This is a genomic window from Stenotrophomonas sp. JAG2 (assembly GCF_041080745.1).
Classification (GTDB): domain Bacteria; phylum Pseudomonadota; class Gammaproteobacteria; order Xanthomonadales; family Xanthomonadaceae; genus Stenotrophomonas; species Stenotrophomonas maltophilia_AA.
The window spans coordinates 1-18,955 of record NZ_JBEUMH010000013.1; the positions used below are offsets into that span (position 1 = coordinate 1).

The 18,955-nt window shown below is 68.0% G+C and carries 17 protein-coding genes; 4 read left to right on the forward strand and 13 right to left on the reverse strand.

From position 1 onward, the window contains the following. Nucleotides 1-593: 593 nt before the first annotated feature. The gene (locus AB9O74_RS15560; RefSeq protein WP_369349860.1) at nucleotides 594-1,511 is read right to left on the reverse strand and encodes an oxygenase MpaB family protein; all 918 of its coding nucleotides are present in this window, start codon (nucleotides 1,509-1,511) and stop codon (nucleotides 594-596) included. Nucleotides 1,512-1,829: 318 nt separating this feature from the next. Here AB9O74_RS15560 and AB9O74_RS15565 point away from each other — a divergent pair, with 318 nt between their 5' ends. Then, nucleotides 1,830-2,444 (forward strand): hypothetical protein, encoded by a 615-nt coding sequence (locus AB9O74_RS15565; protein WP_176990458.1) that lies wholly within the window; start codon nucleotides 1,830-1,832, stop codon nucleotides 2,442-2,444. 39 nt (nucleotides 2,445-2,483) lie between these two features. Here AB9O74_RS15565 and AB9O74_RS15570 read toward each other — a convergent pair whose 3' ends face one another. The 8 genes from AB9O74_RS15570 to AB9O74_RS15605 all read right to left on the reverse strand — a co-directional run bounded on the left by AB9O74_RS15570 (nucleotide 2,484) and on the right by AB9O74_RS15605 (nucleotide 9,454). Beyond that, entirely contained in the window at nucleotides 2,484-2,828 is a 345-nt protein-coding gene (locus AB9O74_RS15570) for a hypothetical protein (RefSeq protein WP_369349861.1), read from the reverse strand. 22 nt (nucleotides 2,829-2,850) lie between these two features. Next, on the reverse strand, nucleotides 2,851-3,624 hold the full coding sequence (locus AB9O74_RS15575) for a LytR/AlgR family response regulator transcription factor (protein ID WP_369349862.1): 774 nt from the start codon (nucleotides 3,622-3,624) through the stop codon (nucleotides 2,851-2,853). Further along, nucleotides 3,614-4,873 carry a histidine kinase gene (locus AB9O74_RS15580; protein WP_176990461.1) on the reverse strand — a complete coding sequence of 420 codons (1,260 nt, stop codon included), beginning with the start codon at nucleotides 4,871-4,873 and terminating at the stop codon, nucleotides 3,614-3,616. The genes AB9O74_RS15575 and AB9O74_RS15580 overlap by 11 nt, the downstream gene beginning before the upstream one ends. A gap of 245 nt (nucleotides 4,874-5,118) precedes the next feature. Then, nucleotides 5,119-6,768 carry a M28 family metallopeptidase gene (locus AB9O74_RS15585; RefSeq protein WP_369349863.1) on the reverse strand — a complete coding sequence of 550 codons (1,650 nt, stop codon included), beginning with the start codon at nucleotides 6,766-6,768 and terminating at the stop codon, nucleotides 5,119-5,121. A 69-nt stretch (nucleotides 6,769-6,837) separates the two neighbouring features. Then, nucleotides 6,838-8,091: an RNA polymerase sigma factor gene (locus AB9O74_RS15590; RefSeq protein WP_369349864.1), complete on the reverse strand. Its 1,254-nt coding sequence runs from the start codon at nucleotides 8,089-8,091 to the stop codon at nucleotides 6,838-6,840. Between the two features lie 55 nt (nucleotides 8,092-8,146). Then, nucleotides 8,147-8,557 (reverse strand): VOC family protein, encoded by a 411-nt coding sequence (locus tag AB9O74_RS15595; protein ID WP_369349865.1) that lies wholly within the window; start codon nucleotides 8,555-8,557, stop codon nucleotides 8,147-8,149. A gap of 27 nt (nucleotides 8,558-8,584) precedes the next feature. Then, nucleotides 8,585-9,007 carry a VOC family protein gene (locus tag AB9O74_RS15600; protein ID WP_369349866.1) on the reverse strand — a complete coding sequence of 141 codons (423 nt, stop codon included), beginning with the start codon at nucleotides 9,005-9,007 and terminating at the stop codon, nucleotides 8,585-8,587. Nucleotides 9,008-9,034: 27 nt separating this feature from the next. Beyond that, on the reverse strand, nucleotides 9,035-9,454 hold the full coding sequence (locus AB9O74_RS15605; RefSeq protein WP_176990466.1) for a YciI family protein: 420 nt from the start codon (nucleotides 9,452-9,454) through the stop codon (nucleotides 9,035-9,037). 211 nt (nucleotides 9,455-9,665) lie between these two features. Between AB9O74_RS15605 and AB9O74_RS15610 the strand changes: the two genes are divergently transcribed. After that, nucleotides 9,666-10,040: a YciI family protein gene (locus tag AB9O74_RS15610; RefSeq protein ID WP_369349867.1), complete on the forward strand. Its 375-nt coding sequence runs from the start codon at nucleotides 9,666-9,668 to the stop codon at nucleotides 10,038-10,040. A 6-nt stretch (nucleotides 10,041-10,046) separates the two neighbouring features. Here the strand turns inward: AB9O74_RS15610 and AB9O74_RS15615 are convergent, their stop codons facing one another. Beyond that, nucleotides 10,047-12,125, reverse strand: a complete 2,079-nt coding sequence (locus tag AB9O74_RS15615) for a gluconolaconase (protein WP_369349868.1) — start codon at nucleotides 12,123-12,125, stop codon at nucleotides 10,047-10,049. 133 nt (nucleotides 12,126-12,258) lie between these two features. Between AB9O74_RS15615 and AB9O74_RS15620 the strand changes: the two genes are divergently transcribed. Next, on the forward strand, nucleotides 12,259-13,785 hold the full coding sequence (locus AB9O74_RS15620) for a hypothetical protein (protein WP_369349869.1): 1,527 nt from the start codon (nucleotides 12,259-12,261) through the stop codon (nucleotides 13,783-13,785). Between the two features lie 9 nt (nucleotides 13,786-13,794). Here AB9O74_RS15620 and AB9O74_RS15625 read toward each other — a convergent pair whose 3' ends face one another. Beyond that, nucleotides 13,795-14,568, reverse strand: a complete 774-nt coding sequence (locus AB9O74_RS15625; protein WP_176990469.1) for a lytic transglycosylase domain-containing protein — start codon at nucleotides 14,566-14,568, stop codon at nucleotides 13,795-13,797. Between the two features lie 272 nt (nucleotides 14,569-14,840). Here AB9O74_RS15625 and AB9O74_RS15630 point away from each other — a divergent pair, with 272 nt between their 5' ends. After that, nucleotides 14,841-16,445, forward strand: coding sequence for an EAL domain-containing protein (locus AB9O74_RS15630; RefSeq protein ID WP_369349870.1), 1,605 nt, complete (start codon nucleotides 14,841-14,843; stop codon nucleotides 16,443-16,445). Between the two features lie 9 nt (nucleotides 16,446-16,454). Here AB9O74_RS15630 and AB9O74_RS15635 read toward each other — a convergent pair whose 3' ends face one another. Continuing rightward, entirely contained in the window at nucleotides 16,455-17,402 is a 948-nt protein-coding gene (locus tag AB9O74_RS15635; RefSeq protein WP_346489219.1) for a polysaccharide deacetylase family protein, read from the reverse strand. Nucleotides 17,403-17,508: 106 nt separating this feature from the next. Beyond that, nucleotides 17,509-18,711 (reverse strand): MFS transporter, encoded by a 1,203-nt coding sequence (locus AB9O74_RS15640; protein WP_369349871.1) that lies wholly within the window; start codon nucleotides 18,709-18,711, stop codon nucleotides 17,509-17,511. Between the last annotated feature and the right edge of the window lie 244 nt (nucleotides 18,712-18,955).

Consider the following 18,955-nt stretch of genomic DNA (forward strand, 5'->3'; position numbering starts at 1 on the left):
CCACCCCACCCATGCCCACCCTTTGACAGTGGGCTGGTGCGCAAGGGAAAAGCGGACCCTGGCTCCGCGACTGCAGCAGTGACTGGGTTTGTTTTGCCGTCCAGCTTCGTTATGTGGCGTTGCCGCTCCGCTTCGTAGAGCAGCACAGCGCCGCTCTGCTGTTGTGCTCTGCTGTTGTGCTCTGCTGTTGTGCTCTGCCGTTGTGCTCTGCCGTTGTGCTCTGCTGCTCTGCTTTGCTGCTCTGCTTTGCTGCTCCTGCTTTGCTGCTCCGCACTTCTGCACTTCTGCACTTATGTGCTGCTTCGCCGTTTAGCTGTTTAGCTGCCCAGCACCGCCACTCTGAACCACTGGTTGGCACTGCAACTTAATCTGCTGCCTAGCGCTGCTACTCCGCGCTGCCGCTCAGCTCCGCTTACTGGCTTTTGATCTCAGCATGGCCACCAGCCAAGTGTCGGGGGGCGGGCACGTGCAGGCTGGAGGGACCGTATGCCGCCATGGATGGCGGCATACGAGCTTACATGGACGTACTTGCAGCGGGTCCCGGAAGCCTGTGCGTGCCCGACCCAACCAGCGGACACAGGGCATTTGCCGCTTCAAGGCCAATCAGCAAGCACGCTGGCAGGAAGACCCATCCGCGTGCATGCCCGTGTCGCCAGGCCATCCTGCAGCGCACGCCGGAACAACGGCGCCATGCCTTTCAGCATCGCCGCGGACGCCCGCGACTGCGCACGTTGCATCGGTGTGCGCGCCAACATCGACGTTGCCCACTCCGGCAGCAGCGCCGCGCCGGCGCCGAGGAACACCTCGCGTGACAGCCCGGCCATCGGCACCGGCAGGCGGATGCCTGACAGCACCGCCAGCACCTCGCGCGAACGCGCGTCGAACACCAACGCCGATCGCTGACGCGCGAAGTACGCGTCCACCTCTGCTTCCGAAGCGGGCACATCGGCAGCCCCGAGCGCTTCGGCCACGCGCTTGTACTCGCGGTAATACTGATCGGCGATGTCGCCGGGGACGTCGCGGCAATAGCGCCGGCAGCCCTGCAGGAAACCGTAGGCCTCGGTCACGTGCACCCAGGTCAGCAAGGCGGGATCGTCGGCGGAATACGCGCGCCCGTCGGCGGTCTGCCCGCGCACCTGCGCGTGGATGCGCGCCACTTTGCTGATCAGCGCCTCGACTTCCGCGATCGGTGCATAGGTGGTGCCGGCGACGAAAGCGGTGGTGCGGCGCAGGCGGCCAACGAGGTCATCGCGGAAGTTCGAATGGTCGTACACGCCCGCCAGGGCGAGCGGATGCAGGGTCTGCAGCATCAGCGCGCACAGGCCGCCGGCGAGCATGCCGGGGAACTCCGAATGCACGCGCCAGGTGATGCTGTCCGGGCCGAACCAGCCGGGGTCGCCCAGCGGCTGGTCGTAATCGATCCCGCTCTGGCCGCGGGGAAAAGCACCCAATACCCAGCGGCGGATCGGGGCGGTGGCGGGACGGGCAAGCGAACGCAGCAGGGAAGACATCAACAGTACCGAGGGCGGAGCGGACCGGCGTTTTGCGCGGATGCGTCAATTCTGCGTGATACCGGCGGGGCTGGCGAGGACGCTGCCGCCAGGGGCCTGCACATTGTGCACGTGCAGCATGAACACCCCCACGCAACCCCTATTTACCCGGTGATTTACGTGCCGCAATGCGCAAATCCGCTGCGGGTTTCCCCATTCATGCAGGAATGACGCCGGATCTTTGCGCTTTGCCCATTGCCAAGCGCCGTGAAAGTGCTAGAACTGGACCTGCCACAACGTCGTCCAATGCGCTGCCGCACGTTCCAGAAGGAGCTCGTCATGATCGCTTTGTTCAAAGGTTTGGGTTTGCTGTTGCAGGACAACGAGCTGTACAACAGCCCGTTCGAAAAACAGGTCGCGCATTGGCGTAACAAGAGTGAACAGCAGATCCGCGAGGAAGTCGCGGTGCTCGCCAAGGCCAAGGGCCAATGGCTGATGGCCTCGATCGTAGGCTGGCAGGCGTCCTCGCTGCTCATCCTCGGCCTGATCAGCAACTACCTGTGGAAGGATGACTTCCATATCACCTTCACCCGCGTGGTGATCGTGTTCGGTTCGTGGGTCTCGATCCTGTTCGTGATCTGGTTCATGGCCAACATGTTCGATCACACCGCCGGCTTCGAGCGCTGGATGAAGGCCTTCAACAGCCGCGCCCGGATCACCTCCGATGCCGATACGGTGGAGTGCGTGGCCGAAGCATTGGACATGGCCCAGCACTACCCGGAAGTCCTGGATTACAAGCAGGCGGTGAGCGCGAAGCGCGAGCTTCGCCACGAAGACATCCGCATCATGCGCGAGATCGGCCGGATGAAGCAGCACACCGAACTGGTCGGCCAGCTCAACCATGTCGGCGAGCAGCCCAACGGCACCAACCTGCATCTGCAGCCCGCGTTCTGACCCTACTGCAAAGCGGGGGGAGCCACGATGCCACCGTGATCACTCACGGTGGCATTGTTCTTTCTGATCCGCGCTGACGCAGTGCTGGAAGCCGGCCGGCAAGCCCGCCATCTGCTCGGTCTTGCCGACCGCCACGGCCAGCCGGTGCAGCGGCGGGTAGGCACAGTCCTTGTCCTTGGTGCAGCGCGCATCCAGCACCAGGTAATGGCATTGGCCGCTGCTGCTGGCGATGCAGGCGAAGCTGGCCACGCCGTTGTCCACGGTGGTCCTGCTGTGCAGCGTATCCACGCCATTGGCGCGGATGCGGGTGACGGAGGTGTTGCTCGATTGCTGGCACGCGGCCAGCATCACGACGCAGAGACTGGCGGCAACGGCAATACGCATGGCAGGCTCCAGAAAAAGGCGGTTACATCCCGCGGAACAGACTCATGAAGGGCTGGCTGACGTTGAGCACTTCGGTCCGGTGCTTCAAGCGCAGCTGACCGCGGCCGGTGTCATCGCGGGTGACCGCGGCGACCGCTTTCATGTTCACGATGGTGGAGCGGTGGATCTGGCGGAAACGCTGCGGATCGAGCGCGTCGAGCAGTTCGCGCAACGAGGTGCGCAGCAGGCTTTCACCCTGTTCGGTGACCACGGTGGTGTATTTGCTGTCGGCCCGGAAGTAGATCACGTCTTCCAGCATGATCAACTGCGTGTCGCGCCCGTTACTGGCCGTGATCCAGGCCAGCGGCGGGGTGCTCGATGCGGCGGCGGGCTGCTGGCCGAGGCGCTGCAGCAGCTGCTCGAGCATGCCACTGTCAGGGCGGCCCAGCTGCATGCGCGCCAGGATGCGCTCGCGCGTGGCCAGCAGGCGCTCATCGCTGACCGGCTTGAGCAGGTAGTCGATCGCGCCCTGTTCGAACGCATCGATGGCGTACTGGTCGTAGGCGGTGACGAACACTACTTGGGTACGCGGGCTGATCTCCGGCAGCGCGCGGGCCACTTCAATGCCGGTGATACCGGGCATGCGGATGTCGAGCAGGGCCAGATCCGGCTTCAGCTCGGCCAGACGCTCCAGCGCGCTGGCACCGTCCTCGCATTCGGCCACCAGCCGCAGTTCCGGCCACAGCCGCTGCAACTGGGCGGCCAGCGACTGCCGCAACAGGTCTTCGTCTTCGGCAATGAGCGCATCAAGCTGCATGGATCGCCTCACGTGCATCGCGCGGCAGGGTGATCGTCGCCGCCACGCCGCTGGGGAAATTGGACACGATCGCTACACCGGCGCGTTCACCGCAGGTCAGGCGCAGGCGTTCGCGCAGGTTCTTCAGGCCGATGCCGGAACCACTGGTGCCCTGGCCGAAGCCGAGGCCATCGTCGGCCACGGTGAGGGTGACATGGTCCTCGAAGGCGCGCGCGATGATCCACACCGTGCCGCCGCCGGGCTTGGGCTCCAGGCCGTGCTTGATCGCGTTCTCGACCAGGGTCTGCAGTGCCATCGAGGGCAGTGCCAGCCCGAGCAGCGCCGGGGGTACATCCACCTGCAGGGCCAGGCGCGCCCCCATGCGGATCTTGAGGATTTCCAGGTAGGCCTGGGTGCGCTCCAGCTCCACGCCCAGGGTCGACATCGATTCCTCCACGCTGGGCAGCGAGCTGCGCAGGTACTGGATCAGGTGCCCGAGCATCTGGTCGGCGCGGGGCGGATCGGTGCGGGTCAGCACCTGCGCGTTGGCCAGCGTGTTGTAGAGGAAGTGCGGCTCGACCTGGGCATGCAGCAGGTTGAGCTTGGCGACGGACAGCTCCTTCTCGGTGGCGGTCTGCTCGGCAGCGGCCTGCTCATCGCGGCGCTGTTCGGCGACCCGACGGGTAATCGCGCGGCTGACGGCCTCGGCGTTCTCATGATTGCTGCCTTCGTCGACCGCGAGCAGGTCCGCCCAGACCCCGGCATCGGGTTCGAACAGCAGGGTGACGCTGCTGGTGCCCTGCCCCGGGGTGACCGTGGCGAGCACGCTGTTGCGCCGGATCGCCACGCGCGCGGGCAGATTCCAGCGCGATGGCGGGCGGCCGTTGTAGGCGTCCACGCGGCGCACGTACGCCCGCACCTGCAGGCTGCCGGGCGCGCTTTCGATGTCCTCCACGCGGGGCAGCTCGGCGATGGCCGCTTCGAGCAGGGCGAACGCCGGGCCGGCATCCATCGGCAGCTCGATCTGGCGGCGCTGGCGGCTGGACAGCGTGGTGGCATCCAGCCGCCCGGCGACCAGCCAGACCCGGCGGATATGGGTGATGCAGCTGCCCACCGCCGTCACCATCACGAACAGGGCCAGCAGGCCGAAGACCCAGCCGGGACCATCGTTCATGCCGCTGAAGATGCCACTCCAGACGAACCCCGCCACCACGATGGCGGCGGCCCAGGCCAACAGGATGCGGAGAATCAGAGCGAGGCTGGCGAACACGGCGGCGTCATCACATAGGGAGTGAGGCGAGCATAGCCCTGCCGCCAGCGGGAACAAGCGGCATGCGACGAAGGCGGGGTTTGGTGGGACGAAGCGGTGTAGAGCCACCCCATGGGTGGCTGGTTTTCGTTGCGGGACCGCGAAGCCACGCATGGCGTGGCTCTACATCGGGGTTCGGGACCGCGAAGCCACGCATGGCGTGGCTCTACAGCGGGGTCCGGCCGGCGTGCCGGCCGGACGCGGTCTTATTTCCGCTCGGCGGCGCTGGCATCGCGCGGGGCGCGGAACTGGGAGTCGTCGCTCCAGTTCGGCCAGGCACGCGAGTTGGCCAGCTGGTTGCCCAGCGTGTACAGCACTTCCAGATCGCGCGAGGCACCGGCGAAGGTCCAGTCCGGCTGCCACTCGTCGCCCTGCTGGTGGTAGCGCTTGGCGGTGTAGTCATCGGAGGCCGCCTTGCCGGCCGCGACGCCACCCTCCACCCAGTCCTGGCCCGCCGAGTACGACACCGCCGGCACGCCGCGCTTGGCGAACGGGAAGTGATCGGAGCGGAAGAACAGGCCGGCTTCCGGCTTGGGATCCGGGGTGTAGCGGATGTCCCAGCCCTTGGCGACGTCCTTGAGCTGATCCAGCAGTTCCAGCTTGGCCGAGCCGTAGATGCCGAAATCACGCGACGGGCTGAAGGGCGCCATGCCGTCCATGTTGATCAGCGCCACGGTCTTGCCGAGCGGGTACAGCGGGTGGCTGGCGTAGTACTCCGAGCCCAGCAGCCCCTTTTCCTCGGCGGTGACGGCCAGGAACAGCACCGAACGTTCCGGACGCTTGGCCTTGGCGAAGCCGCGGGCCAGCTCGACCAGCGAGGCGGTGCCACTGGCGTTGTCCAGCGCGCCGTTGAAGATGGTGTCACCGTTGGCGTCCGGCTTGCCGACGCCGATGTGATCCCAGTGCGCGCTGTAGATCACGGTCTCGTCCGGATGCTTGCTGCCTTCCAGGCGCGCGGCCACGTTGTGCGAGGTGATCACCTCGGTCTTGACCGCGTACTTGGCCGAGAAGGTCTCGCCCTTCAGCTCGACCGGCTTGAAGTCACGGGTCTGCGCCTGCTTCTTGAGCGCCTCGAAATCCAGGCCCGAGCGCTTGAACAGTTCCACCGCCAGATCGCGCTGGATCCAGCCTTCCAGCAGCGGATGCGCTTCGGCCGGATTGTCGCGGACCACGTCGAACATGGTGTTGGTGTTGGAACCGGCCACGGTGGCCCAGCCGTACGAGGCCGGTGCGGTTTCGTGCACGATCAGCACGCCGAGGGCACCCTGGCGCGCGCCTTCTTCGTACTTGTAGGTCCAGCGACCGTAGTAGGTCATGCCCTTGCCTTCGAAGTCGCCCTGGCCGGTCTCGAAGTCCGGGTCGTTGATCAGCACGACGGCGATCTTGCCCTTCAGGTCGACGCCCTTGAAGTCGTCCCAGTTGCGCTCACCGGCCTTGACGCCGTAGCCAAGGAAGACCAGCGGGGCGTTCTTGATGTCGACTTCGCTGGCACCATTCATCGCGGCGCGCACGGCGATTTCCTTGCCCTGGCTCAGCGTCTGCGGCTTGCCCTTGCTGCTCAGCGACAGGCTCGGGGTGCCGACGATATCGCCTTTGAGCAGCGGCACGGCCTGGGTCCACAGGCGCTTGCCGTCCTTGAGGTCGCCGCCCGGCTGCAGGCCGGCCGCCGCGAACTGCCTGCTCAGGAAGGCGATGGTCTTTTCTTCACCGGCCGTGGCCGGCGAGCGGCCCTCGTAGGCATCCGAGGCCAGTTCCTTGACGTCGGCGGAGATCCGCGCGCCATCGAATTTGGGGGTGGCGGCCATCAAGGCCGACGACACCGACAACGCCAACAGGCTGATTACCACACGCTTCACGCTGCACCTCATGACTGACCGACAATCGCCCGAGTGTAGGCCAGAGCCGCCGCCCGGTGCAGTGCCGGTCTACACAGCCGCCGCGCGTGCCAACAGCAGCGCCTTCTCGCGCGCGTTGGCGGTCAGCGTGGCCGCGCGCTCGAACGCCGCCCGCGCGTCCTCGCTGCGACCCAGCTGGGCAAGGAGGTCGCCCTGGACCGCGGCCAGCGGCGCGTAGTCGCGCAGCCGTGCGTCGCCAGCGAGCGCATCGACCAGGGGCCAGGCCGCGGCCGCCCCCTCCGCGCGCGACAGGGCGACCGCATGGTTCAAGGCGATCACCGGTGACGGCTGCCGCTGGGCCAGGCGCGCATAGAGCGCCGTCATCCGCGCCCAATCGGTGTCTTCGGCACGGCGCGCGCGCGCATGGCACTCGGCGATGGCGGCCTGCAGGACGTACGGATCCTCGCTGCCCCCCAGTGCCACCGCCTGCTGCAGCGCCGCCTGGCCGCGGCCGATCTGCAGCCAGTCCCAGCGCGCGCGGTCCTGCTCGGGCAGCAGGATCGGCGTCCCGGTGGCATCCGTGCGCGCGGCGGTGCGCGAGGCCTGCAGTTCCATCAGGGCGAGCAGCCCCTGCACCTGCGGCCAGGTCGGCAACCGACTGGCCAGCACGCGGCCCAGCCGCAGCGCTTCATCGCACAGCGCCGGACGCATCCAGTCATCGCCGGCACTCGCGGCGTAGCCTTCGTTGAAGATGAGATAGACCACCTCCAGCACCGACGCCAACCGCTCCGGCAACGCCGCCTGGCGCGGCACTTCGAACGGCACCTGCTTCTGCGCCAGCGTGCGTTTGGCGCGCACGATGCGCTGGGCGATGGTCGGCTCGGGCGCGAGGAAGGCCCGTGCGATCTCGTCAGTGGTCAGCCCGCCCAGCAGGCGCAGGGTGAGTGCCACCCGCGCGTCGGCCGCCAGTACCGGATGACAGGCCACGAACATCAGCCGCAGCAGGTCATCGCCGATGTCGTCTTCCAGCGCGTCGCTGTCATCCGGCGCAGGCAACGGCGGCGGCTCCAGTTCACTGCCGTACTGCGCGTGCTGCCCGGCGACGCGCTGGTGCTGGCGCAGCACATCGATGGCGCGGTTGCGCGCGGTGGTCATCAGCCACGCTCCGGGATTGTCCGGTACGCCCTGGCTGGGCCAGCGCTCCAGCGCGGCCAGCCAGGTGTCCTGGACCAGCTCTTCGGCACGGCCGACATCGCCGCCGAGCAGGCGGGTCAGGCGGGCGGTCAGCACTGGCGCCTCCATGCGCCAGATCGTGTCCAGTCGTTGCGTCAGTGCCGTGTCCATGCGGCCGATCAAAGCACCGGTGCGGCCGGGGCACAAGCCGCACTGCGCCGTGCCATCAACCGGGTTCGCCGTCCATGTGTGCGATTTCCCACAGATGGCCGTCCAGGTCCTGGAAGCCGCGCTGGTACATGAAGCCGTAATCGCGCGCCGGCTGCGGTTCGCGTGCACCGGCCTTCAGCGCCGTGTCCACCAGTGCATCGACTGCCTTGCGGCTCCCGGCCGACAGGCAGGTGATCACCTCGGTCTGCCGCCGCGCATCGCTGATCGGCTGGGTCGTGAACTGGGCGAAGAAGGACTCCACCAGCAGCATCACGAAGATGCTGTCGCTGATGATCATGCAGGCCGCGTTCTCATCGGTGAAGGTCGGGTTGAAGCTGTAGCCGAGCGCGGCGAAGAACGCCTTGGAGGCCTCCAGGTCGCGCACCGGGAGATTGACGAAGATCATCTGTTGCGTCGCGTTGGACATGCGGGCGTTTCCTGTTGGACGTGGGAATCAGGGCTGCTTCATGCAATTGACCATCCACGGCTTGCCGTAGCGGTCGATCAGAAAGCCCCAACGATGGGCCCAGAACGTTTCGGTGATCGGCATCTTGATCTCGCCGCCGTCGGCCAGGGCCTTGAACACGCGCTCGGCCTCCTCGATCGAGTCGACATCGATGTTGATCGTGGTGCCGCCCTGCCCTTCCGGGGACGGACCGTCGGCAGCCATCAGGATCGCCGGACCGACCTCCAGCTGGCTGTGCGCAACGTGGTCCAGTGTCTCCGGCGGCATCTCGCCACAGCCTTCCTGGCTCTCCATCGGTGGCATGTCGCGGTACTTCATTTCCGAGGTGACCTTGCCGCCGAGTACCTGCGCGTAGAAGGCCATGGCTTCATGGGTCTTGCCGTTGAAGCCGAGGAACGGAATCAGTTTCATGGGAATGCTCCAGGGGTGAGAGGTGGGTCAATCGGCCGCGCCGATCTGGTCGCGCAGACGCTGTTCCTGCGCCTGTAATTCGGGGGTGAAGGCCGCGCCGAAATCCTCGGCGCTGAGAATCGGGCGCAGCTCGACCACGTCACCCGGCGCGAACGGCGCACGCTTCAGCCATTCGGTGGCTTCGTCCAGCGAACGGACCTGCCAGAGCCAGAAGCCGCAGACCAGCTCGCGGGTTTCCGCGAACGGGCCATCGATCACGCGCGGCGGTTCGCTGCCGAACGCCACCCGGCGCGCACGCGAGGTCGGGTGCAGGCCCTCGCCGGCCAGCATGATCCCGGCCTGGACCAGCTGCTCGTTGTAGGCGCCCATGGCGCGGATCTCCTGCTCGGTCGGCAGCTGTCCGGCCTCGGTGGCCGCGGTGGCCTTGACCAGTACCATGACTTTCATCGGTGTCTCCTTCGGGGCCGGCCCGTCTCTGGGCCGTTCAAGGGATACAACGTTGCAGTGAGCCGGAAATCGACACGCCCGCCAAAAAAAATGCCGATGCCGTCGGCCAGCCGTCGCAGACAGCCTGAACAGGCGCGTCCTGTCGCGCTGCAACACGGCTGCCGCGTGGCCTGGGGCATGATGATGGCCCTGCCCATTCCCTGGCCTGGCCATGCAATTCCTGCTGCTGATCTACATCGACGAGGGCCTGTTGCAGGCCCTGCCAGGCGAGGAGTACGACCGCCTGATGCACGACTGCCTGCAGCACGCCGATGCGTTGCAGGCCGAGGGCACGCTGGTGCTCGCGCAGAAACTGGAGCCGGTGGACAGCGCGCGCACGGTGCGCGTGCGCCAGGGCCAAGCCCGCATCACCGATGGCCCGTTCGCCGAGACCCATGAACTGCTGGCCGGGTTCAACCTGATCAACGCGCCCGACCCCGCCGAGGCGATGCGCATCGCCCAGCAGTTCCCGTGGTCGCGCTTCGGCAGCATCGAGGTACGGCCCCTGGCCGACATGGACGCCGAGCGCGTGCGCGTCGGCGCCTGATACCGCTCAGGGCAGCAGCGTGATCTTCAGATCGCGCGGACCGATCGCTTCATTGCCGCTGTAGTCGCGTGCACTGCCACGCAGGATGTAGTCACCGGCCGGCAACGCATCGGGCTGCCAGCGTGCGGTCTCGACCAGGCCATCGCGCACGGTGTTGGTGACCAGATAGCGGAACCGCGTGATCGCACTGCCATGCACGGTGATGCCACTGTCCGGTGCATAGGCCACGCGGGTGGCGCTGTCTTCGCGCGGCATCCGGTTGAACACGATGTTGAAGCGCGGCTGCTCGTAGCCCGCCAGCGGCCGGCCCTGCGCATCCAGCACCTGGTAGCCGACCTGGTACAGGCCCAGCCGACGCCGCGGCAGGTTGCGGTCGACCTGGTCCCAGGCCTCCACCACGATCTGCACTCCCTGGCCCTGGCGCGGTATCGCAACGCGGCCGTCGGCACCGGCCGTGATCGGCTGGTCGAGATCGTCCAGTACGGCCACGTCGGTGATGCGCGGCGCGAAGGCATCGGCGTAACCGGTGAAACCCAGCGCCACCGCATTGCGTTCGAAGCCGCTGGCACCCACGCTCAGGTGCACGTGCGCCATGCGGTTGATGGTGCCGAGCGCTTCACCTGCGGCGAAGCGGGTGCCGCGGCGCACGCGGATGCGCTGCAACCTGCCGTCCTCACCGGACAGCTGCTGCCAGCGCGCATCGAACGGACGGTCGCGCGGATCGCGGCCGACCTTCATGTGGATGTACCTGAGCGACCCCAGCGACAGGCCCTCGGCCTGCCCGCCCACCGACCACGCCGCGAACGGGGTGTCGACCTTGCCATCGGCGATCGCCAGCACCGGCTGGCCGACATCGCCGCGGATGTCAAAGCCGCCGTGCAGGTGATGGCGGCTCTCCCCCTTGAAGTCGCCGCGCACTTCACCCAGCGTGCCGACCACTTCATGCCACCCCTCCTGCGGGGCCAGCGGCCAACGGCCGGCGGTGGCGGGCAGCGGGGCGTCCGGCGCCGGGCCGATCAGGGCCGGCGGTGCGGTCTGGCCTGCGGCCAACGGACTCAGGCGATGCACACGGTAGGACGCGGCATCGGCCAGATACAGCCCACCGCCCGCATCCAGCGCGAGCGCGGTGGGGCGGGCGAAACGTGGTTGCGGCGGCACCCCGGCCAGCGCGAGCTGGTGGCCCTGCGCCGAAATCTGCACCACCTTGCCATTGATGTCGCTGGCATAGATCACCCCGTCGTGGGTCACCGCCAGGGACAGCGGACCGCTGAGCAGCCCTCCATCGGCAACGCGGGTACTGAGCGTGCCATCCGGGGCGAGCTGGCGGATCGCGTTGTTGAACAGGTCGGCGATCAGCAGGTTGCCGTGCGCATCCAGCGCCAGCGCCACCGGTGTATCCAGCCGCGTGAGCGCACCGCTCCCATCGGCGTTGCCCGGGCGTTCGCCGCCGGCCACGGTATGCACCCGCCCATCGAGCTCGATCACGCGGATGCGATCGTTGTAGCTATCGGCCACGTAGACACGGCCCCCCGCGTCCACCGCCACGCCCATCGGCCCATCGAAACGCGCCTGCGCGGCCGGCCCATCGACGAACCCCCGCCGGCCATCGCCAGCGAGCGTGCTCACCGTGCCATCCACCGCGATGCGCCGGATGACATGGTTGCCGGTGTCGGCGACGAAGACAGTGCCGGCGGCATCCACTGCGATACCGGACGGCGTGTTGAACTGCGCCTGCATCGCAGCGCCATCGCGCCAGCCTTCGCCCTGCCCGGCCAGGGTGTCCACGCGACCGTCGGGATGTACGCGACGGATGCGGTTGTTGTCGCCGGCATCGGCGATGTAGACCACGCCGTGGGCGTCGACGGCCAGCCCATACGGATCGGCAAAGCGTGCCTGGGTGGCGGGGCCGTCTGCAATGCCGCCGACGCCGTCGCCGGCGATGCTGTCGATGCGGGGGGACCAGCCCAGCACGGTAGGCAGCGGGCCGGCGGGCGGCGATGGCGGCGATGGCTCACGCAGGAAGGTCCATGCGAGCACCGCGGCGGTAGCCGCCGCGATCATTCCTGCCCATGCGTTGCGTCCCATTGCGATCCCTGCATTCCAAAGGGCATTGACGATACGGCCTGCGCGCGGATCTGCAAACCCTGACACAGGTCGCTTGTGCCGCCACGGCCCGCCGGGTTCCAATCAGGATTCATGCCATGGAAGGAAGCGCCGCATGCCGCACCTGCGACCCCACCGCATCGCCCTGTTGATCGCCCTGGCACAGGCCGTTGCCGCGCCGGTGCAGGCATCGGCCGATACCCGCGCGCCAGCCGACAGTGCGCACGTACAAGCACTGCAGGACGCGCTGGGCGACGCCGCGCAGCAAGGCGACCAGGGTGACACGCTGGGCGCACTGATCACGTTCGAGCGGCTGCTGGCGGATCCCGGCCTGGCGGACATTCCCGATGCTGATCGGGTCAACGCCTACGTCGTGGCCGGCTGGGTGGCATTGCAGGCTCGCCAGCATGCACCTGCGCGCCGCTATCTGGAGCTTGCCCGACACGCGACACCCGATGAGCCGCGCGCGCTCTATCTGCTGGGCGTGCTGGATGCGGAGGATGGCCGCCACCTCGAGGGCGCGCGTCTGATCACCCGCTCGCTGCAGCTGTCCGGTCAGTTCCTGCCCGACATCAGCATGTCCATGGCCGGATCGCTGGGCCAGCAGCTGCAGGGCCACGATAACGACTACCGGGACTTCCTGCAGGCGCTGTTCGACCAGGGCTGGAAACCCGAGGCTATCGAGCCGACCGATTTCTGGAAGCGGCTGGCGGTGTTGCAGATCGACAGCGGCCAAGACGACCGGGTCGCCGCGACACTGGAACGTATCGACAGCCCGATGGCCATCCTCGCGCTGCGGGCGGACAAGCGGTTCGACCGCTTCATTGATCGCGACAGTCCGCGCTTCGACCCGCTGCAGTCCGCACAGCGCGAACTCGATGCATTGCGCGTGGGTAACCTGCTGGCACCCGAGGAAATCCGCAATCTCGTGGAGATGAGCTATGCGCTGCTGGCGCTCGGGCGCCATGAAGAGGTGGTCGCCATGACCGGGAAGGTTGCTGGCGCGGCGGCCGATCCCAGCCTGCCGCGCAGCTTCGAGCACTCCGGGGATATTGCCTGGCTGCTCAACAACCGCGCCATCGCACAGCGCCGCCTCGGCGATGCGCAGGCCGGGCTGGCGACCTTGGAAACCGCCGCCGCGTTCCACGAGGAAGGCGCGGCCAACGTCAGCCAGCAGTTGAACCTGGCGTCGTGGCAGGCGTCGCTGCTACGGCCGCGCGAGGCGCTGGAGACCCTCGAGAAAACCGGCAGCAACCTGAGCCCGTACGGTGAGGCCGTGCAGCAGTGGGTGCGCTTCTTCGCCTACCGCCAGCTGGGCGATATGGCGCAGGCCGCCACCGCCAAGCGCTGGTTGGAGGATCACAAGGACATCGCCGAAGACTATGTGGTGGAAACCCTGCTGGAAGACAATGCGCTGGACCAGGCCGCCGCACAGCTGGTCGCACGGCTGCACTCGACCGAGCATCGCAGCGAAGCACTGATGTCCATGCAGCAGCTGCTGACCGTACCTTCGCTGCCCGGTGACGCCGAGCGCGATCGCCGATGGCGGCAGGTCGTCGCGCGCGCCGATGTGCAGGCTGCATTGGACGCCGTCGGACGCAGCGAGCACCACCCGTTGTTCAATACAGGTTCCTCGCGCTGAGGCACCGGCCTACTTCGCCGGCGTCTCCACCTTGAAGCCCATCGCCTCGCGATACCGTACATACAGCGCGCTGACCTTCTCCACGTAGGCCAGCGTCTCGGCATACGGGGGCACGCCCTTGTACCGCGTCACCGCACCGATCCCCGCGTTGTAGGCGGCGGCGGCCAGCACGCGGTCGCCTTTGTAACGGCGCAGCAGCGCCTTCATGTAACGCGCACCGCCACCGATGGACTGCTCGGCCGAGAGCGGATCGGCCACGCCGTATTCGGTGGCGGTATCGGGCATCAGCTGCATCACGCCCTGTGCGCCCTTGGGCGAGATCGCGCCGGCGTCGAAGCCACTCTCGGCATGGGCGATCGCCCGCAGCCAGGCATCGTCCACCCCGGTGGCTTTCGCCGCGGCCTTGAACTGCTTGGCATGCCGGTTCAACTGCGGCGTACCGACCTTGCCCAGGCCTTCATGCGCCGGTTCGCCCGGCGGCGTGGCGACAGTGAACTTCAGGAACACGCGCGAGCCCGGCAGGTTGCGGGTCGAGTAGACCATCGCACCGTCCTGCTCGCGTTCGTACAGGGTGCCGCTGAAGACGCCCATGTTGCCCCACAGGTTGGGCGTCTGCACGGCGTTGTCGTCGATCTGCTGCGGGGTGCAGCGGGAGCCCGGCTCGGGCGCGGTGGCCAGGCTGACCGTGTTGCTCTGCACGCAGCGATAGACCGTGCGCGCCGATGCCAGGCCAGGCAGCAGCAACGACAACAGGGCCAACACGGCAGGCAGGGTCGGGTTCATCGGCTCGGATCGGGGGCACGGAAGGGTGCGGCGCGATCATCCGGCCGGCGGCGCGAACCGAAGGTGAATGCCGGGCTTGCACCGGCGGGCTGCTGACGGGATCAGCCAGTTCCGTCCGCGATCAGAGGCCTGCCCCGGTCGGCCGGGCGGGCGCCCCGGACGCACTGGTATCAAATCGACCGCACTGATGGTCATATAGCGCCTGGGGCCGCGACCGCCCTGGCCCGCCGGGCTGCCATGGAACCCCCTTTCGACGAGGCATCGAGATTCGCTTGAACCGCGCCAGGATCATCGCCGTCACCGTCCTGCTGGCCCTGCTCGGCGCCCTGGTGCCGATCGCAACGGTGTTCTATTTCACCTGGAGCCGCGCCAGCGAGTCCGAGCAGGTGCGGCTGCAGACCACCGCCGAGCGCACCCTGCAGCGCGCGCACCGCGCCTACGAGGGTGCGTTGAACACCCTGCGCGAGCTCAACCGCAGCACCCTGGTGCCCTGCTCGCCCGAGCATCTGCAAGTGATGCGCGGGCTGGTGATGCTCACCCATTCGGCCGAGCAGATCGGCTACTTCGAGAACGGACGGCTGGCCTGCACCTCGTGGGGGCCGATGGAGGCCGAGGTCATGCAGCGGCCACCGGCGTACGTCACCGCCGAGGGCGCCGGCATCACGCTGGACATCCGCCCGCTTGCCGGCACGCCGCAGCAGCCGCTGATGGCGCTCAGCTACGGCCGTTACGACATCCTCATGGACCCGGCACGGCTGATCGACGTGATCGTCGATCCCAACGTGCGGCTGGCCGTGGCCAGCCCTGATGGGCGGCTGATCGCCCAGCAGGACATCCAGGACCAGGCATTGCTGCAGCGGCTGCTGCGCGAGCCGGCCACCGGCATGGAAGGCCAGACCCTGTATGCCACCGCGCAGGACCAGGAGTGGCTGGCGATCGCCACCGCACCGCGCACCGATCTGGTCGCCGCGTTCCGCCACCAGATCGGCCAGTTCATTCCGCTGGGCGTACTCGGCGCGCTGGCGGCGATCGGCGGCGTGGTGTGGCTGTCGCGGCGGCGGCTGTCGCTGCGCGGCGAACTGGCCACCGCGGTGCGCAAGCGTGAGTTCTTCATGCACTACCAGCCGATCATCGAGCTGGCGACCGGCATCTGCGTGGGCGCCGAATCGCTGGTGCGCTGGCGCCGTCCCGATGGCAGCCTGGTGCGCCCGGACCTGTTCATTCCACTGGCCGAGGAAGCCGGACTGATCGATGCACTGACCGACCAGGTCATCGACCACGTGATCGCCGACATGCGCACCCTGCTGGTGCAGGATCGCAGCGCGCACATCGCGATCAACCTGGCCGCCGAGGATGTCAGCAGTGGGCGGGCGCTGAAGGTACTGGCGGCCAAGCTGCACGGCACCGGCATCCATCCCCAGCAGATCTGGCTGGAAGCGACCGAGCGCGGCTTCATGGATGTCCGCCGCGCGCGCACCCACCTGGCCAATGCACGACGCATGGGCCACTGCGTGGCGATCGACGACTTCGGTGTCGGCTATTCCAGCCTGCAGTACCTGCAGCAGCTCCCGCTGGATGCGTTGAAGATCGACAAGTCGTTCATCGATGCGATCGGCACCGACAGCGCGACCAGCCCGGTGACCTCGCACATCATCGAGATGGCCAAGACGCTGGGCCTGTTCACCGTCGCCGAGGGCGTGGAAACCCCCGCGCAGCTGGCCTATCTGCAGGCACGCCAGGTGGAGTTCGGCCAGGGCTGGCTGTTCTCCAAGGCACTGCCGCCGGCGGAGTTCGTGGCGTTCCACGAGCAACGCAAGCAGCAGTACGGGCAGGCACCGGAGAACATGCAGAACCCCAACGGCGACATGCCCGACTGAGCGGCCTCCCTACTCCGCATCAAGCCCGGCCAGCGTCATCACCCACGCGGGGACCTGGGGTTCGCCCGCGTAAAAGGCCTTGGGCCTGTTCTCGGCCATGGCCCAGCGCTGGATCCAGCTGATGCCGCCGGCACCGTTGTAGCCGTCGGCATGCTGGTAGGCCGGGTCCTGCAGAGCGGCCTCCAGCGAGACGAAGCGATAGCCGCGCCGACGGGTGGCCGCGACCAGTTCCTCCACGCAATCGGCGCTGAGCGCGTTGGCGTGGATCAACCACACCTGCGCCGGGAGCCGGCCCAGCAGCTGCTGGCCCTGCTGCTCGTAGTAATCCAGCTTGTTGAGCATGTACGGCACATAGCCACGGCGCAGCTGGCGCAGGCGTGCCTCGCGCGCGATGGGATCGGTCTCGGTATCGCGCACGTGGTCGTAGGCGAACGCCCAGATCCACTCGCTGTTGTCGACCGTAACCGGCGCCACCCGATACCCGTGCTGCTGCAGGAACACACCGAGCGCGGCACGTTCCTGCGGCGACTGCCCGGCCCGCAGATAGGGATGCCGGAACCAGCGCGGTGCCTGTCCGGTCTCGGCCAGCAGCGGGCGCAACGTCGCTTCACCGCGCAGGATGTCCTGCTCATACGCGGCCAGCCCGATCGCATGCAGATCGACATGGCCGAAGGTGTGGTTGCCGAGCTCGAACCCGGCATCGCGCCAGTCGCGCAGCATCTGCACGCGTGCCGGCTGTATCCGGCCATCCACCTCCAGCTTGACCTCGTTGACGAAGCCCACCACCGGCACGTCCGCGTGCTTCAGGGCCGCGATCAGCTGCGCATGGCGGGCAGCAAGCTCGGGCTCGGCGCGTTCGTCCAGACGCTGCCAAGGCAGATCGTCGATGGTCAGCGCGATGCGCCGATCCGGCGCCGCCGCGTGGGCGATGCCGGCCAGGCACAGCAGTGCCAGCACAGCACTTCGAAGAACTCCCTTGCGCACCCGCTGCTCCCATCGCGATACCCGCCCCCAGCATAGCGCCGGGTATCGCGGCCCACCTTGCCGTGTGCGGCGGCTGGGCTCAGTGCGCGATCGGTTCCCATGCCCGCGGCTGGCGCAGCACCACGACCAGCGTGGCCAGCAGCAGCACCAGCAGGATTGCCGGCAGCCAGCGTTCACCGACGGTTTCCAGCATCACGCCGCCAAGGATGCCGGCCAGCGCAATCGCCAGGTTCCAACCCGTCACCACGAACGACTGCGCGATGTCACCGGCCTCGTCGGCGCGGCGTGCCACGGCCGTCTGGAACTGGGTGGCGACGCCACCGAAGGAAATACCCCACACCACCGTGCCGGCCACCAGCACCCACGTCGAACCGGGCCACAGGCCAAACGCCACCGCCGAGAGCGCAAAGGCCACCGTGCTCGCGATCACCAGTTCGCGCAGCCAGCGGTCCACCAGCAGGCCGGTGATCCAGATGCCGCCCAGCGCGGCCACGCCGAACACCAGCAGCAGGCGATCCAGCCATGCGGCCGCGCCGGACAACGCCGCGAACGGTTCGATGTAGGTGTAGAGCACGTTGTGCGCCAGCACGTACAGGAACATCGTCAGCAACGCGGTGCGCATGCCGCGCAGGCGCAGCACGCTGCCCAGTGGCTGCTGTGCCGCCGCGCCCGGCGCCGGCAGCGGCGGCAAGGCCAACCGCGCCCACACCAGCAGGCCCACGCTGAGGATCGACATCAGCGCGAACGCCCAGCGCCAGCCGATGGTCTGGCCCAGCAGGGTGCCGGCCGGAATGCCCAGTGACAGCGCCAGCGGTGTACCCACCATCGCCACCGCGATCGCCCGGCCCTGCAGCTGCGGCACCACCATGCGGCTGGCATAGCCGGCCACCAGCGACCACAGCAGGCCGGCGCTGATCCCGGCGCAGAAACGCGCGACCAGCATCACCCCGTAGTGGTGGCTCATCGCGGTGATCGTGTTGACCACCACGAAGCCGGCGATCGCGGTGAGCAGCAGCGGACGCCGCGGCCAGCGCCGGGTCAGCGCGGTCATCGGCAGTGCCGCGACCAGCGAGCCCAGCGCGTAGATCGTGACCAGTTGTCCCACCAGCGCGCGGCTGACGCCGAGATCGGCGCTCATCGGCGACAGCAGCCCGGCCGGCAGTGCCTCGGTGAGGATGGTGATGAAGCCCGCGCAGGCCAGCGCCAGCAGGCCGCCGAGCGGCAACCGGGTGGCGGCGTCGGCCACGGGGACGGCGGTGGGATCGAGCGCATGCCCGCTCATGGGGAGGCCACCGTGCACGCAGCGGTACGGGGGGCGGAGAGCGAGGCAGGGGCGTGGCGAGCAGACATGGGAAGCGGCCGGAAGGAGGGGAGCGCCACCGTAGGCGCTGCGCGGCCGGGGAAACAGCGGGGCGGCGCTCCGCACATTCCGGACTGCGGTGGCGGCAATCGGCAAGGTGCCCGCCCTGCAAGGTCCTGCGCCCGAACCCGCCAACGGCGCACCGCAGTGTTGCGGGCCGATGCGT